14 protein-coding genes are annotated in these 15220 nt (G+C 59.0%); 5 read left to right on the forward strand and 9 right to left on the reverse strand.

What is annotated here, in order from left to right; all coding sequences use genetic code 11:
* Window positions 1–99: 99 nt before the first annotated feature.
* The 6 genes from BLV11_RS12415 to rpoE all read right to left on the reverse strand — a co-directional run bounded on the left by BLV11_RS12415 (window position 100) and on the right by rpoE (window position 7283).
* Window positions 100–2826: a bifunctional diguanylate cyclase/phosphodiesterase gene (locus tag BLV11_RS12415; RefSeq protein WP_091814606.1), complete on the reverse strand. Its 2727-nt coding sequence runs from the start codon at window positions 2824–2826 to the stop codon at window positions 100–102.
* A gap of 141 nt (window positions 2827–2967) precedes the next feature.
* A complete protein-coding gene (locus BLV11_RS12420) occupies window positions 2968–4416 on the reverse strand; it encodes a DegQ family serine endoprotease (protein ID WP_375176495.1) in 1449 nt (482 codons plus the stop codon).
* Between the two features lie 63 nt (window positions 4417–4479).
* On the reverse strand, window positions 4480–4962 hold the full coding sequence (locus tag BLV11_RS12425) for a SoxR reducing system RseC family protein (protein ID WP_091814612.1): 483 nt from the start codon (window positions 4960–4962) through the stop codon (window positions 4480–4482).
* A complete protein-coding gene (locus tag BLV11_RS12430) occupies window positions 4959–5957 on the reverse strand; it encodes a MucB/RseB C-terminal domain-containing protein (protein WP_245726021.1) in 999 nt (332 codons plus the stop codon). The genes BLV11_RS12425 and BLV11_RS12430 overlap by 4 nt, the downstream gene beginning before the upstream one ends.
* A 31-nt stretch (window positions 5958–5988) precedes the next feature.
* The gene (locus BLV11_RS12435; protein ID WP_091814615.1) at window positions 5989–6561 is read right to left on the reverse strand and encodes a sigma-E factor negative regulatory protein; all 573 of its coding nucleotides are present in this window, start codon (window positions 6559–6561) and stop codon (window positions 5989–5991) included.
* Between the two features lie 41 nt (window positions 6562–6602).
* Complete coding sequence (gene rpoE, locus BLV11_RS12440) at window positions 6603–7283, reverse strand: RNA polymerase sigma factor RpoE (protein WP_091814618.1); 681 nt, start codon at window positions 7281–7283, stop codon at window positions 6603–6605.
* A gap of 144 nt (window positions 7284–7427) precedes the next feature.
* On the opposite strand from rpoE, the gene nadB reads away from it, so the two are divergent.
* The 5 genes from nadB (at window position 7428) to BLV11_RS12465 (ending at window position 11737) form a co-directional block, all read left to right on the forward strand.
* Entirely contained in the window at window positions 7428–9032 is a 1605-nt protein-coding gene (gene nadB, locus BLV11_RS12445) for an L-aspartate oxidase (RefSeq protein WP_175528349.1), read from the forward strand.
* Between the two features lie 34 nt (window positions 9033–9066).
* Window positions 9067–9321: an FAD assembly factor SdhE gene (locus BLV11_RS12450; protein WP_091814624.1), complete on the forward strand. Its 255-nt coding sequence runs from the start codon at window positions 9067–9069 to the stop codon at window positions 9319–9321.
* On the forward strand, window positions 9305–9751 hold the full coding sequence (locus BLV11_RS12455; RefSeq protein ID WP_091814627.1) for a hypothetical protein: 447 nt from the start codon (window positions 9305–9307) through the stop codon (window positions 9749–9751). Before BLV11_RS12450 ends, BLV11_RS12455 begins: the two co-directional genes overlap by 17 nt.
* A 60-nt stretch (window positions 9752–9811) precedes the next feature.
* Window positions 9812–10789 carry a CAF17-like 4Fe-4S cluster assembly/insertion protein YgfZ gene (gene ygfZ, locus BLV11_RS12460; protein WP_091814631.1) on the forward strand — a complete coding sequence of 326 codons (978 nt, stop codon included), beginning with the start codon at window positions 9812–9814 and terminating at the stop codon, window positions 10787–10789.
* Window positions 10790–10903: 114 nt separating this feature from the next.
* Window positions 10904–11737: an HDOD domain-containing protein gene (locus BLV11_RS12465; RefSeq protein ID WP_091814636.1), complete on the forward strand. Its 834-nt coding sequence runs from the start codon at window positions 10904–10906 to the stop codon at window positions 11735–11737.
* A gap of 18 nt (window positions 11738–11755) precedes the next feature.
* Here the strand turns inward: BLV11_RS12465 and ung are convergent, their stop codons facing one another.
* The 3 genes from ung to prfB form a co-directional block, all read right to left on the reverse strand.
* The gene (gene ung, locus BLV11_RS12470; protein WP_091814639.1) at window positions 11756–12490 is read right to left on the reverse strand and encodes a uracil-DNA glycosylase; all 735 of its coding nucleotides are present in this window, start codon (window positions 12488–12490) and stop codon (window positions 11756–11758) included.
* Between the two features lie 2 nt (window positions 12491–12492).
* Window positions 12493–14031, reverse strand: a complete 1539-nt coding sequence (gene lysS, locus BLV11_RS12475) for a lysine--tRNA ligase (protein WP_091814643.1) — start codon at window positions 14029–14031, stop codon at window positions 12493–12495.
* Window positions 14032–14072: 41 nt separating this feature from the next.
* Window positions 14073–15168, reverse strand: a protein-coding gene (gene prfB, locus BLV11_RS12480) for a peptide chain release factor 2 (protein WP_139173236.1) whose coding sequence is annotated in 2 segments (ribosomal slippage) — window positions 14073–15095 and window positions 15097–15168 — 1095 coding nt in all. Because the reading frame shifts where the segments join, the coding sequence is not laid out codon by codon here.
* Between the last annotated feature and the right edge of the window lie 52 nt (window positions 15169–15220).

Genomic DNA, 15220 nt, shown 5'->3' on the forward strand with positions numbered 1-15220 from the left:
TCGGATAAACAACAGGTTTCCGGGGCTGCCCGGAAACCGCTGACCTTCGGGTTCAGCAACGCGGTGATTCTACCGGTTACCGACTGGCAATGCCATGATTCAGGAGATCAATGAGCGCTCATACTGGCGCACCAGGAAGCCAATCAGCGCATCCTCATCCAGCGGGTAGCTGAACAGGTTCCCCTGACACTGGGCGCAACCCGCGCCCTTGAGGAAACTGAGCTGCTGGGGCGTTTCCACCCCCTCTGCAACGACGGTGAGATGCAGCTTTCTGGCCAGCGCTATGACGGCGGACGCTACGTCAGTGGCACTGACGTTATAGGGGATATCGCGGATGAAACAATGGTCAATCTTGACCGCATCCAGCGGCAGCTGTTGCAGCGTCGCCAGCGAACACGCCCCGGTACCGAAGTCATCGAGGATCAGGCAAACCCCCAGGTCGTGAAGTGCACCCAGCAGTTCCCGCAAGTGACGGGGGTCTTCGTTCAGCAACTCGGCCGGCATTTCCAGCTCAAGACGCTCGGGGTAAACGCCCGTTTCAGTGATCACCTGGCGGAACAGATCGAGGAAGCCTGCGTCCATCACCTGCTTCACCGATACATTGACGGCAACCTTCAGGTCTTCAAAACCGGCCCGTTCAAGCGCCTGAATCTGGATACAGGCCTGCCGAAGCGCCATTTCTCCCAGCCGGATAATCAACCCGGTTTCTTCTGCAAGGTGAATGAATTGCTGCGCCGATACCAACCCCTTTTCCGGATGCTGCCAGCGCACAAACGCCTCGACACCCAGCACCTTCTCGGTTTCCAGATCCACCTTGGGCTGGTAGTGCAGCACAAAGCGATCCGCATCCAGCGCCGCCGCCAGCTCTTCCTGCTGCAACAGCCGTCGGGCGGCCTTGATGTTCATTGCCGGGGTAAAGAACTGGTAGTTATTGCGACCGCTTTCCTTGGCCCGGTACATGGCCAGGTCGGCATACTTCATCAGGGTTCCGGGATCTTCGCTGTCGTAGGGAATCATGGTCACCCCGATACTGACCGTCACCCCGACTTCATGCTCGTTCAGACGAATGCGCTGGCACAACCGGCGCAAAATCGTTTCCGCAACTTTCGCAGCGGCTTCAGGACTGCTGATCCGCGACAGCAGCACCACAAACTCATCCCCCCCCAGCCGCGCCACTGAGTCATCCTCACGCACACAGCCGGTCAACCAGCGCGCCACCTGTTGCAGCAGCTCATCACCGGCGTCATGCCCCAGGGTGTCATTGATTCTCTTGAAGCCGTCCAGATCCAGGAACATCAGGGCCGCAGGCTCTTCCGTACGACGGCAGCGACGCACCACATGGGTCAGGCGGTCACGAAACAACTGGCGGTTGGCCAGACCGGTAAGCGGATCATAGAACGCCAGCCGGTGGAGTTCCGTTTGCGCCGCCTTGAGCTGGGTCAGGTCTCGGAGGCTGAGCACCACCCCATCAACCCCCGGCACATCCAGCATGGAGGTGTAGGTACCTTCCATATCCCGCCACTCATCGTTGGCATCACGAACCCTCGCCCGCACCACCGGAAGCTGTCGGCCAGGTTGCCCCTGAGCTTCTTCAAAACCGGTCTGAAGCTGAGCCCAGTCATCGGAATGCACCAGGCTTTCGAGGTCCATGCCTTTCAGGTCGTCGGCACTGAAACCGAGGATATCCTTACTGGATGGGCTGGCATAACGGGGCTCACCGGTACGATCTAGCACCAGAGTGATATTTGCCGCACCTTCCGTAATCGCGCGATAACGACCTGCACTAACCTGAGCCATAAGCCGGGAACGCAGCAGTATCAGCGCAATCAAAGCCAGCAAAAGACTGATGACAATGCCCGCCGCCAACACAATCGGTGGGCGAGGGTCTGACGCCAGGTAGTCAAAGGCCGGAGTGGAACGGGTCTGAAGCAGCCAGGTCCGGCCGCCATGGGAAATCTGCTGGGTTTTCTCAAAACTGAACTCGTTGTCCAGCGAACCCAGGTTGGAACCGTACATCAGGGACTCACGGTTCACCAGATCGCCGTCATAAATACGCACGTCCAGGAAAGGCGAAATCAGGCCGACAATACCGTCCATCAGGTTATTCATACGGAACGCACTGAACACAAAGCCTTTCAGCTGTAAATGACGCTCGGCCTCAGATTCCGGCGTCCAGCCACCGTCATAGAGCGGGAAGTACATAAGGAAACCAGCCTGATCATCCGCAACCGCTTCCTGAACCAGGACCAGTTTGCCGGTAACCGTGGGCCTGCCACTGTTCCTGGCCGCTTCCATTGCCACCCGGTGAACGCCTTCGTTAAAGGCATCGTAGCCGTATGCACGGCGGTTCTGACTGCTGTTCGGCTCCAGGAACACGATGGGAAAGTATTCATCGCGCTGACCAATGGGGCTGATGCGATAATCCGGCATACCCTGACCACGCGCCCAGCTGACATGCTCATCCATCTGCCAGTCAGCCACCCGCGCCGTGTAGCCAATCCCCTGAATACCCGGGTAGTAGCGTTCGATGTCCACACTTTCAATGTAGGTATGCCACCCCAGCCGGTCGAGTTCGGGACTGATGGCAAACAGCCCGGCGGCACCCGCCAGCACCTGCTCATAGTTCAGCAACCGTTCTTCAATGGCCGTTTTCAATTGCAGGGACTGGGAGCGGAAGCGTGCCTCCGTGCGATCCTCGACCAGTCTGACAGACAGGTGCCAAAGCACGGCGGTGGCAAGCAGGGAAGCGATCAGCAGAAGCCAGGCGATCCAGGCATTTCTGAACCGCAACAACTGCCGCAGTGGGACATCCTTCTTGTTCAACATGTGGGTCGATCCAGTCCTTGGCTCTGTCTTGTTGTTCGACTAATCAGCAAACTATAACAAACAACCCCGCGAACTGTCGTCCTTTGAAACAGTTCGCGGGGTTGTCATTCAGCAACGTGATTTCAGGTCAGCCCGGCGGTCTCAGGGGCGCATCACCAGGTAGGTTGCACGGCCCTGACGGATGACCCGCACGGAGACCACACTGTCGTCCGGCAGCGACTGCACAGCCGCCCTGAAATCCTCAATTGAATCAATCTGGTGACGATTGATCTCAGTGATCACGTCCTTCGGACGGATGCCCGCGTCCAGCGCCGGGCCCCGGCCTACGTCTACCACCATCACACCACCGCGAATGCCCAAAGTACCCTGCAGCTTCGGCGGAAGCTCCTCCACCACCAGACCAAGCGGTGCGGCGTTTGACTCCGGCGATTGTCCCACTTCAACCGGCTCGCTTTGGCCCTCTTCCGGCAACTGGCCAATCACCACATCCAGGTTAAGCCGCTCACCCGCGCGAATCACTTTCATACGCGCAGTGCCTCCGACCGGAGTGCGACCAACCATCGGTGGCAATTCCGAAGACAGACCAATCTCGTCGCCCTCATATTCGAGGATGATGTCCCCAGCCTGCAGACCAGCATCCTCGGCCGGAGAACCGTCCATAACCTCGGCAACCAGCGCACCACGGGGCCGGTTCAGGCCAAACGACTCGGCCAGGTCACGATTAACCTCCTGAATCAGCACGCCCAGCCAGCCGCGGGCAACACTGCCGGTATCGCGGATCTGGCGAAACACGTTCATGGCATCGTCAATGGGAATGGCAAACGAGACCCCCATAAAGCCCCCGGAACGGGTATAGATCTGAGAGTTGATACCCACCACCTCGCCATCGAGGTTAAACAGCGGGCCGCCGGAGTTACCCGGATTTATGGCAACGTCGGTCTGAATAAACGGCACATAGTTTTCCGAAGGCAATGACCGCCCGAGCGCGCTGACGATGCCAGCGGTCACGGTGTAGTCAAAACCGAACGGAGAGCCGATCGCCAGCACCCACTCACCGGCTTGCAGGTCGTCGGAACGACCGACGCGAACAACCGGCAGGTCATCGCCATCTTCGATTTTCAACACCGCCACATCCGAGCGGGGGTCCGTCCCCACCAGCGTGGCCGGTAACTCGCGCCGGTCACTCAGGCGGACGATAATTTCTTCCGCGCCTTCCACAACATGGTTGTTGGTGAGTACATAGCCGTCACTGGACACAATAAACCCGGAGCCCATGGAATGCTCAGGCTGAGGCTGAGGACGTCCACCGGGGGCACGACGGCGACCAAAGAAGTCCTGAAAAAACTCCGGCAACTGTTCGAGCTGGCGCTCATCGAAGGGCAGTCCACGGGCGTTTTCAGTCGCAGCCTGAGTCGTGCTGATGTTAACGACCGCACTGCTGTTTTCTTCAACAAGATCGGTAAAGTCCGGCAGGCCGCGAGCGGCCAACGCCTGCCCTCCCGAAAGCGAGGTGACCAGAAACAGTAACACAGCAGAAAGTACAACCATCCTTGAACCGCCTCTGGCAGGCTCGCACGCAGATCTTGGCATTTCAAACTCCTAATGGGTCGTCTTCTTTGCGTTCATTGTGTGGTCGCCTCCGGAATTTTCAACTTACGAATCTGTAGGGTTCCGCGCCATACCCTCAACGGCCAAGGTCGCTTCCGCAGTGGCACGTACGCTCAGCAACCGCGGTACATACTCGCTTCCGTGACGGCCATGAAGCAACCTCGCTACACCAAAGCCGGCAGCCAACCCGATCACCGAACCAATAATGGCGGCGCCCTCGGTTCCGGAGCCGGCATAATGCCCGGCAACCGCCCCAAGCACGAACAGCAGCAACGGCACGGCATAGGCCAATAGTGAGGCGCCAAGCAACGCAGATTCTGCGATGGCCAGCGTAACCTCGTCCCCAACCCGCGCGCCCAGGTGATTAACAACCTGGACCTGATTCGCCCGCCCGCCTGTGGCGCCAGCCAGCACTTTCTGACCACACCCCTGACGGGCCTTACAGCTGTTGCAAGCACTCAGACGGATTGTCTGAACCCAGATATTCTCGCCTTTGACGGCTATCACCCGCCCCGTTTCAGTAATCATGGCTGCACCACTCCGACTGAGGCGGTGTCGCCAACGGTGACCGACTGGGCAACCTGCATTGCGGTTTCAGGTGGGATCTCCCCCACCACCGTGACGAGATAAACCTCGTCATTCGCCACCAACCGGTGCATGTAGGCGGTGGTCGCACCAATCCGCGAAGCGCCAGTCGGCATATTCAGCCCTCCTACCGGCTCCACAAAGACGGAAAACGCGGACAGCCCATCAGAAAAGGCCATGGCCGGGCCTCGCCCCACCCGCGGCACGGCCGCAGGCACAAAGCCTTCCGGCATCCAGCCCAGCTGCCAGCCGCTTGGCATGGGTTTTACGGCGGGCTCTCCGGACTCCGACGCCAGTAACGCGGCGATCTCACGGCCATTGCCGCGCACCTCAAATTCGCTGTCGGGGAGCGTGTCGGTAATTTCCAGGTCGGTAAACTGAAAACTTTCCAGAACCTCTCCACTGGCCGAACGAACATGGCTCTTGAGCAACAGTCCGGACTGGTACTCCAGCCATAGGCGATAACTGTAGCGACGACTGTCGCGAGCATTCAGTGCCAACACCTTGGCCGGGTAACCGGCCACCCGGTCATCCCCCAGCAATTCCGGGCGGTACCAAGGGTTGTCCGGAACCAGCCGGTTGGCGAACGCTTCCGCAAACGGACCGGATGGCATCACCGGCTCAAGCTGCACCCGCCCCCGGTCCGGCAGCACGCAAATCACCTCCGCACCCTTGCGGACAAATTCACCACTGGCGCCGTCCAACTGAACCAGTCGCTCCTCCACATGGCCGTTCTGATAACGATGAGCGACCCGCATTGCACTGACCTGATCGCCACGGGTATAGGCCATGACGCCCCGATAGGTGGTCATATTCAGCGCCGGGCCCAACCTTGCCAGCCACTCTTCTGCGGTTTCCTCGGCACGGACAGGGCCGGCCATGGCCAGCAGCCAGACCACCAACGCGGTAACCGTAAACTTTCGTGCTGGCCACTTCACCGGGCTATGCTCCTCATCTACACCAACCTGCCTAGTAAGCTGCAGCGGAAACACTGGCCAAGCGTGCATAGCCGACGGCCCCACGCCCGGCAGCCACACTGTTGTGCTGGGCATGTTCCAGCAGGTAATGACTGAGATGTTCCCACTGCTGCTGATCCAATCCCTGCAAAGCCACCTCCGGCACCGGAGCAACGTCCGCAGACTCAAGCACGTCGCTGGCGCCCTTCACCGTGGATTCCGCCAGCATCGGTGTGCCGTCACGACCGGACTCCCAGCCGGAGCCCACCCCGAATCCAACCAGCAGTCCGGCAAACACCATCGCTGCCGCTGACCAGTACCAGCGCCGCTCAGCCCCACGCCGGACCGGCGCGGGATTCACCAACGATGGCGAATGCACGCCCGAAAGCGACTGCCGGACCCCGACACTGACATCGATGTGATCGACAGCGACGCTATCATGCATCAGGTCACGAACGGCCTGCCAGCGTTGCCACTGGCTCCGCACTTTATCCTGCTCGGGATGGGACAGGACCCGCCGAACAGAGAGTTCGTCCGCCTGGTCATCCAGCATCGCCGAAAGCGTTTCCTTGAGACGATCATCCATGGGATGCTACCTCACCTATGTTTTTTACAACCCGCATCAAATCAGCCAATCCCCAACAGGGGCCCCAGCCGACGGTCAACCGCATCCCGGGCCCGAAATATCCGTGACCGGACAGTACCGATAGGGCACTCCAGGATGCGGGCAATATCGTCGTAACTCAGCCCATCGTATTCCCTGAGCAAAAACGCCGAGCGTAGCTCTTCCGGCAAGTCGGCGATGGCCTGCTGCAATGCGCGTTGCAGCTGTTCTTTTTGCAACATCCGCTCCGGGGATGACCCGTCCCGGAGACGGACACCCTCGTCAAAGTTTTCCGCCTCTGCCACGTCAGCGCTGCCCTGGGGGCGGCGCCCCCGGGCTTCAAGAAAATTTTTCGCTGTGTTTACCGCGATACGGTAGAGCCAGGTATAGAAGGCACTGTCTCCCCGGAAACGTTCAATAGCCCGATAGGCTTTGACGAAGGTCTCCTGAGTCAGATCCATGACTTCCTGGCTGTCGTAGACATACCGGCTAATGATTGATGCCACCCGAGACTGGTATTTGATCACCAAAAGATCAAAGGCCGAGCGATCGCCATTACGCACCTTTCGAACCAGTTGCTGATCAGTCTGGCTCTCAGGGGCATCATCGCCGCGCTTGTCAGTATCCGGGGTCATGGAGTGGGTGCCGGGCTCTACTCGGTTAATGGCCTCAGGGCCAAGGAGTTGTTCTCTGGAAAGTGTCATCCTGATGTCTTATCCGGCAAAACTGACTGGTCAAACAGACCGTTTACGGCGGCAACAACCACCGTTCCCCATTTGGCCAAATAGACAGCAAGCGTAAAGTTTAGTTCAATACACCTCCACATTATGGCCCCTGATCTCATCCCGATGCCACAATCCTACGAATATGATGTCCTAATTGTCGGCAGCGGAGCTGCCGGCCTGACCGTCGCCCTCAACCTGCCAAAGCATCTGAAGGTCGCTGTTATCAGCAAGGCCGATATCAGCAGCGGGGCAACACTATGGGCCCAGGGCGGCATTGCCGCGGTCCTGGACACCGACGATTCGGTCGAAAATCACATCAAGGACACTCTCGATGCGGGTGCAGGCCTCTGCCACGAAGATGCGGTGCGCTTTACCGTTGAGCATGCCAAGGAAAGCATCCACTGGCTGATTGATAGCGGGGTCAAGTTTACCCGTGACAAAAACGCCGAATTGCATCTGACCCGGGAAGGCGGTCACAGCCATCGGCGGATCATTCACGCCGCCGATGCCACCGGCCATGCGGTTTCAACCACGCTGGCCGAACAGGCGGCAGCTCGCAAGAACATTCAGCTGATGTCCAACCGCGTTGCGGTGGATCTGATTACCAACCGCAAGCTGGCACTGCCGGGTAACCGCTGTATCGGGGCCTACATCCTCAACCTCGACAGCAATCATGTGGAACTGTTCCGCGCCCGATTTACCGTGATTGCAACCGGAGGTGCCAGCAAGGCCTATCGCTACACCACCAACCCTGACGGCGCCTCGGGGGATGGCATCGCCATGGCCTGGCGGGCCGGTTGCCGTGTTGCCAATATGGAGTTCAACCAGTTCCATCCAACCTGCCTGTATCACCCCCACGCCAAATCGTTCCTGATTACCGAAGCGGTTCGGGGGGAAGGCGGGCACCTGCTGTTGCCGGACGGTTCGCGTTTCATGGATCGGTTCGACAGCCGGGCAGAACTCGCTCCCCGAGACATCGTTGCCCGCGCCATCGACCATGAAATGAAACGCCTTGGTGCCGATCATCTGTTGCTGGACATCAGCCACAAGCCAGCAGACTTCATCAAGCACCATTTCCCCACCATCTACGAACGGTGCCTGGGATTTGGCATCGACATTACCCGGGACCCCATTCCGGTCGTGCCTGCCGCCCACTACACCTGCGGTGGCATTGTCACCGATGAACGGGCACGGTCCGATATCAACCAGCTCTATGTGGTGGGCGAAGCCGCTTTCACCGGCTTGCACGGAGCCAACCGCATGGCCAGCAATTCGCTTCTGGAGTGCCTGGTCTATGGCCAGGCGGCGGCGGCGGACATTACCCGTCGTGAAGCGGACATTCCACCACCGCCGGAAGTACCCGACTGGGATGAATCCCAGGTAAGGGACTCCGACGAGGACGTGGTCATCTCCCACAACTGGGACGAATTGCGCCATTTCATGTGGGACTACGTGGGCATTGTGCGCACCACCAAGCGCCTGCAGCGGGCCAAACACCGGGTCGACCTGCTGGCCAGCGAGATCGGCGAGTTTTACAGCAACTACCGGGTGACCAATGACCTGCTGGAACTGCGCAACCTGGTGACGGTTTCCGACCTGATCATCTGCTCTGCCCTCCAGCGCAAGGAGAGCCGGGGCCTGCATTACACCCTGGATTACCCGAGCCTGCTGCCGGAGGTCAAGGACACTGTACTGGTGCCAACGACCTACCGGACGCTCACGCCCTGACGCGTTCACCTATCGACAACCTGCGAGTATTCCAATGTCAGACAATACCGAATTCAACCGTCTCTTCTGGCACAGCCGTCGCGGCATGCTGGAACTGGACGTGCTTTTACTGCCGTTCCTGAACGAGGCCTATCGCGATCTTCCACAAGAGGATCAGGCCCGGTACCGCAAGCTGCTGGAGTGTGAAGACACCGACATGTTCGAGTGGTTCATGCAACGCAGCCGTCCAGAGGACCCGGATCTCCAGCGCATCGTGGACATGATCCTCACCCGTGTCCAACCGGACTGATATCTGCCTGAGGCCCTCGCTGAGCGCCGGGGCTATCGCCGGCCTGCCCTGGCTCACCGTACTGATTGCAACGCTGGTACTGGGAAGCAACGGACTCTGGCAGGCCTGGTACCTGAGCCCTCTGGCCCTGCTCGGCCTGACCTGGCAGGTACGGAATTCAGGGCTATTGCGGGGAAAATCCGCCGTTACGGCTCTGCAACTCCGGGGTGATGAGCTCTGGGCACAGCTGGGAAGCGGCGACCACGTCCTTGCCAAACCGGCCGCAGACAGCCGACTGGGTGCCGGCGTCACCCTCTTGAAACTCGCGTTGCCGACCTCACCTTATAGTCCCAGAACTGTCGTTTTGCTGGCCGGGGACTGGTTACCCAGCAACGTCCAGCGAGAGCCATTCCGTCAATTGCGGGTCTGGCTGCGCTTACGCAGCAGCTGAATCACGCTCTGACCGAGCCAAACGACCACCAACCGACACCATCGAGCCACGGGAGCCTCCATGCCGGATACCGCATACGCAGTTACACCACGGCCAACCTCAGCCTACGCGATATTGGACAACCAGGTTGTGGTACGGGTATCGGGCCCCAGCGCCGATCAGTTCCTGCATGGCCAGTTCAGTCAGAAGCTGGAGGATGTCACCGCTGACTACTCGCCCCGTGCCGCCGCATGTACACCAAAAGGGCGCGCCTACTGCCTCTCCCGCCTGGTGCGTCAGGGTGATGATGTACTGTTGGCACTGCCTGCGGCATTAGCCGATGAGATCCTTGCCCGGCTGCAAAAATACCTCATGCTGTTCCGCGGAACGACCATGACCATCGACCCGACAGCCCGCCTGGTCGGCATTCTGGGCAAGGCTCTGGCGGACCAGCTAAGTACCGAAGCCAGCCAACAGCTAAGCAGCCCCGGAGACACCCTTGTCCTGGACGAACACCGACTGATACGCACCGAACCTACGGCCGAAGGCCTTGACCGTTTTGAGCTCTGGCAGATCGGTGACTTGTCCGGCAGTCTGCAGCGGATTCTTGATCAGAACCAGCGAACCGGCGTGGGCAACTGGCAGGCATCAGAGATTGCAGCCGGCATTGCGGAGCTGACATCAGCAAGTCAGGAAGCCTTCGTACCCCAAATGCTGAATTGGCAGCACCTGAATGGCGTGCACTTCAAGAAGGGCTGCTATACCGGCCAGGAAGTGATCGCCCGCATGCATTTCCTCGGGCAACTCAAGAAAAGCCTGTTCCGCCTTGGCGTTGAGGCTGGCCCCGCCGCCCCGGAGAGCGGTGCACCGATATACAACGGAGAACGAACCGTTGGCGAGGTGGTTAATGGGATCCGCTACACGGATGGCCACGGTGAACTGCTGGCGGTGATTCGCCACGATGCGGACTTCCAAACCCTGACCCTGGCGCAGTCCGGGCCCAACCTTACTCTGCTGGCCCTGCCCTACGATGTTCCCGAGCAGAAAAGAGATACATAAGTTGACAGGAAGCGCCGCCAGAATTTGCTATAACTTAGAAGGTCTGTTTATTGAACCGGCCGGATGGCGGTTCAACACCTACGCTCACCTTTAGCGCATGGATTCCAACACATTATGTCAACCATTGTTGAAACCATTAAGAACGACCTGACCGACGCCATCGAAAACGACAAGCTGGTGTTACCAACGCTGCCGGAAGCGGCGCTTCAGGTACGCGAGATCGCAGAATCCGACGATTCCTCCATTGCCGACCTGGTCAAGGTCATCAGTAACGATACCGCGCTGTCTGCCCGGTTGATCCGTGTGTGCAATAGCCCGCTGTTTCGCGGCTCCCGCGCCATTGAAAACCTAAACATGGCGGTCAGCCGCTTAGGCATGGCCTACACCAGCAACCTGGCCATGGGCCTGGCCATGGAGCAGATGTTCCAGGCCACCTCCGACATGATCGACAAGCGCCTGCGGGCCACCTGGCAGACCAGCACCGAAGTAGCCGGCATCTGTCACGTCCTGGCCCAGCACTACACCCGGCTAAAGCCCGATCAGGCAACCCTGGCGGGACTGGTGCACCTGATCGGCGTACTGCCTATTCTGCGCTACGTCGAAGACAGTGATGTCCAGGTAACCAGCATTATGCTGGACAACATCATCGAGGAACTGCACCCCCGTATTGGCAGCCTGATTCTCAAAAAATGGGATTTCCCGGCCGAACTGCAGTCGGTACCGGAGGAATACATTAACTTCCAGCGTCAGGCGCCGTCGGCCGACTACGCCGATCTGGTGATGGTCGCCAATCTGCAACTGGTTGCCGGCAGTGAACACCCCTGGACGGAGTTGGACTGGAAGACAATATCCGCCTTTGACCGCCTAGGCCTGGATCCGGATATCGACATGAGTGAAGAAGAAGATCTGAATGCGGAGATGGAAGCCGCGATGGCGCTGCTTCAGTAATCAAAGCCAGTGAGACCGCTACGATTTAAGGTAGCGGTCCAGCAGCTCACGTCTGGAGGGCAGTGACCATTCAATTGGTCGCTGCCCTTTTTGTTGCAGCCATTGGTTGGCACGGGAGAAATGCTTACAGCCAAAGAACCCCCGGTAGGCGCTCAGCGGCGAAGGGTGCGGCCCTTCGAGCACCAGGTGGCGCTGACGGTCAATCTTCGCACCTTTCTTGCGGGCGTAGCTGCCCCACAACAAAAACACGACACCATTCCGCTCGCGGTTAATCAGTTCGATCACCCGATCGGTAAACGTCTCCCAACCACGCCCCTGATGAGCTCCGGCCTGCCCCTGCACCACCGTGAGCACACTGTTCAGCAGCAACACCCCCTGATCGGCCCAGGGCTGAAGACAACCATGTTCCGGCAACGCTATGCCAACGTCTTCCTTCAGTTCCTTGAAGATATTGACCAGAGAAGGTGGTGGCGGAACATCCGGGCGCACGCTGAAACAGAGTCCGTGAGCCTGCCCGGGACCGTGGTAGGGATCCTGCCCCAGAATCACCACCGACACCTGATCCAGCGGCGTACTGTTCAGCGCATTGAAACAATGCTGGCTCGCCGGAAACAGGATCTTGCCAGCCTCCTCCTCGGAGGCCAGGAACCCGGAAAGCTCCTGCATGTAGGGCTGCTGAAATTCAAGGGCCAGGTGTTCCGACCAGCCCCGGCCGGGACGGAGCTGGTTTGCCAGAGCCTCGACCGGAGTCATGATCAGTCCTTTGCGCCAGCCGGCTGTTCAGCCTTGTGTTCCGGACGCATGTGCGGGAACAGAATGACGTCGCGAATCGACGGAGAATTGGTCAACAGCATCGCCAGGCGGTCGATCCCGATACCCTCACCGGCGGTCGGTGGCAGACCATATTCCAGCGCCATGACGTAATCTTCGTCGTAGAACATGGCTTCATCATCACCGGCATCCTTTTCCGCAACCTGGGCACGGAAACGCTCAGCCTGGTCTTCAGCATCATTAAGCTCGGAGAAGCCGTTGGCCAGCTCACGACCACCCACGAAGAACTCGAAACGCTCAGTGACGAACGGATCGCTATCCTTGCAGCGTGCCAGCGGCGACACTTCCTTCGGGTAATCGGTGATGAACGTCGGCTGAATCAGCAGATGTTCAGCTGTGGCCTCGAAGATTTCCAGCTGCACCTTGCCCAGGCCCCAGGAGTCTTTCAACGATATCCCCAGCTTCTCGGCCGCATGACGGGCACTGGCCTCGTCGCCCAGCTGACCGGCCTGGAGCGCCGGATTGTGCCGGAGAATCGCCTCTACCACAGTCATCCGCTCAAACGGCTTGCCAAAATCGTACTCGACCGATTCCACTTCGCCGCTCGCCAGTTCGCGGGTATTGACCACGGTGGTGGTACCCAGTACATCCTGCGCAATCTTGCGCAGCATGTCTTCGGTGAGATCCATCAGGTCATTGTAATCCGCGTACGCCTGGTAGAATTCCACCATGGTGAATTCCGGATTATGGCGAGTGGACAAACCTTCGTTACGGAAGTTGCGGTTGATCTCAAAAACCCGCTCAAAGCCGCCGACAACCAGACGCTTCAGATACAACTCTGGCGCAATGCGCAGATACATGTCGATGCTCAGGGCGTTGTGGTGGGTCACAAACGGACGCGCGGTCGCACCACCCGGTATCACCTGCAGCATCGGGGTCTCCACTTCCATGAAGCCGCGCTCGGTAAAGTAATTACGCATGCTGCTGATCAGACGGGAACGCATCTGGAACACCTTGCGGGTGTCTTCGTTCACCATCAGATCGACATAGCGGTGACGATACCGGGCCTCCATGTCCGTCAGCCCCTTGTGCTTTTCAGGCAACGGACGCAGCGACTTGGTGAGCAGCACATACTCTTCCATGGTGACGTAAAGATCGCCCTTGCCGGACTTGGCCAGGGTGCCACGGACACCAATGACATCCCCCAGGTCCCAGTGACGGGTTTCCTGCTGGACTTCCTTGGCGGCGTAGATCTGGATACGCCCGGACATGTCCTGAAGCACCTTGAATGCCTTGCGATCCAGCATGAGACGACCGGCGATGGCGACTTTGACGCCCATCGACTCCAGCTCTTCCTTGCTCTTGTCGCCGTAGGTCGCCTGAAGGTCAGCGGCCAAGGCATCGCGACGGAAGTCATTGGGAAACGGTGAGCCTTGCTCTCGCAGCTCCGCCAGTTTGGCACGACGCTCAGCAATCAGTCGGTTGTCTTCGTGCTGGGCGGCGTTCGGCGTTTGGTCAGTCATGGTGTCTCACTAGCTGTCAGGGGTTCAAAGGGAAAATCGGATTACAGGGCCATTTTCAGGCTGGCTTCGATGAACTTGTCGATATCGCCATCCAGCACGGCCTGGGTATTGCTGGTTTCAACCTTGGTACGCAGATCTTTGACCCGACTGTCGTCGAGGACATAGGAACGGATCTGGCTACCCCAGCCGATATCGGCCTTGGAGTCTTCCAGCTTCTGTTTCTCGGCGTTGCGCTTCTGCATCTCAAACTCGAACAGTTTGGCCTTGAGCTGCTTCATGGCCTGATCCTTGTTCTGGTGCTGACTGCGCCCAGCCTGACAGGCCACCACAATACCGGTCGGATTGTGAGTCAGTCGAACCGCAGATTCGGTCCGGTTAACGTGCTGACCACCGGCGCCGGATGCCCGGTAAACGTCTACCCGGAGATCAGCCGGATTAATCTCGATCTCGAAACTGTCATCCACCTCCGGCGATACAAACACCGATGAGAAGGAGGTGTGGCGACGGTTGCCAGAGTCAAACGGCGACTTACGCACCAAACGGTGAACACCGGTCTCGGTCCGCAGCCAGCCGTAGGCGTATTCGCCCTGGAAATGCACCGTGGCGCTCTTGATGCCGGCAACTTCGCCGTCCTGGGCCTCGACAATCTCGGTTTTGAAACCGTGGCGCTCGCCCCAGCGCAGGAACATACGAAGCAGCATGTTGGCCCAGTCCTGGGCTTCGGTGCCGCCAGAACCGGCCTGGATATCCAGGTAGGCGTTGTTGGCGTCCATTTCACCGGAGAACATGCGGCGGAACTCAAGTTTCTGCAGGTCGCCGTCCAGTTCTTCCAGGTCGGCGGTAATTTCCCCGACGGTACCCTCATCGTCCTCTTCCACCGCAATTTCCAGCAACCCCTCGGCATCTTCCAGGCCGGAGGTCAGGTTATTGATGGTGTTGACGATCAGTTCCAGGTCAGAGCGCTCCTTACCCAGTGCCTGGGCACGGTCGGGCTCATCCCAGACCTTCGGATCTTCCAGTTCGCGCTCTACTTCGACCAGCCGTTCACTACGGTGATCGTAGTCAAAGATACCCCCTAAGCGCATCAGTGCGCTCACGAAGCTCTTTGATCTTCGTCACTATGGGATTGATTTCCATGAAACCGTTTCTCACCTTGCAGATAGCACAATTGCCCGCGACCGACGCAGGA

This window comes from Marinobacter mobilis (genome assembly GCF_900106945.1).
GTDB classification, from domain to species: Bacteria; Pseudomonadota; Gammaproteobacteria; order Pseudomonadales; family Oleiphilaceae; genus Marinobacter; species Marinobacter mobilis.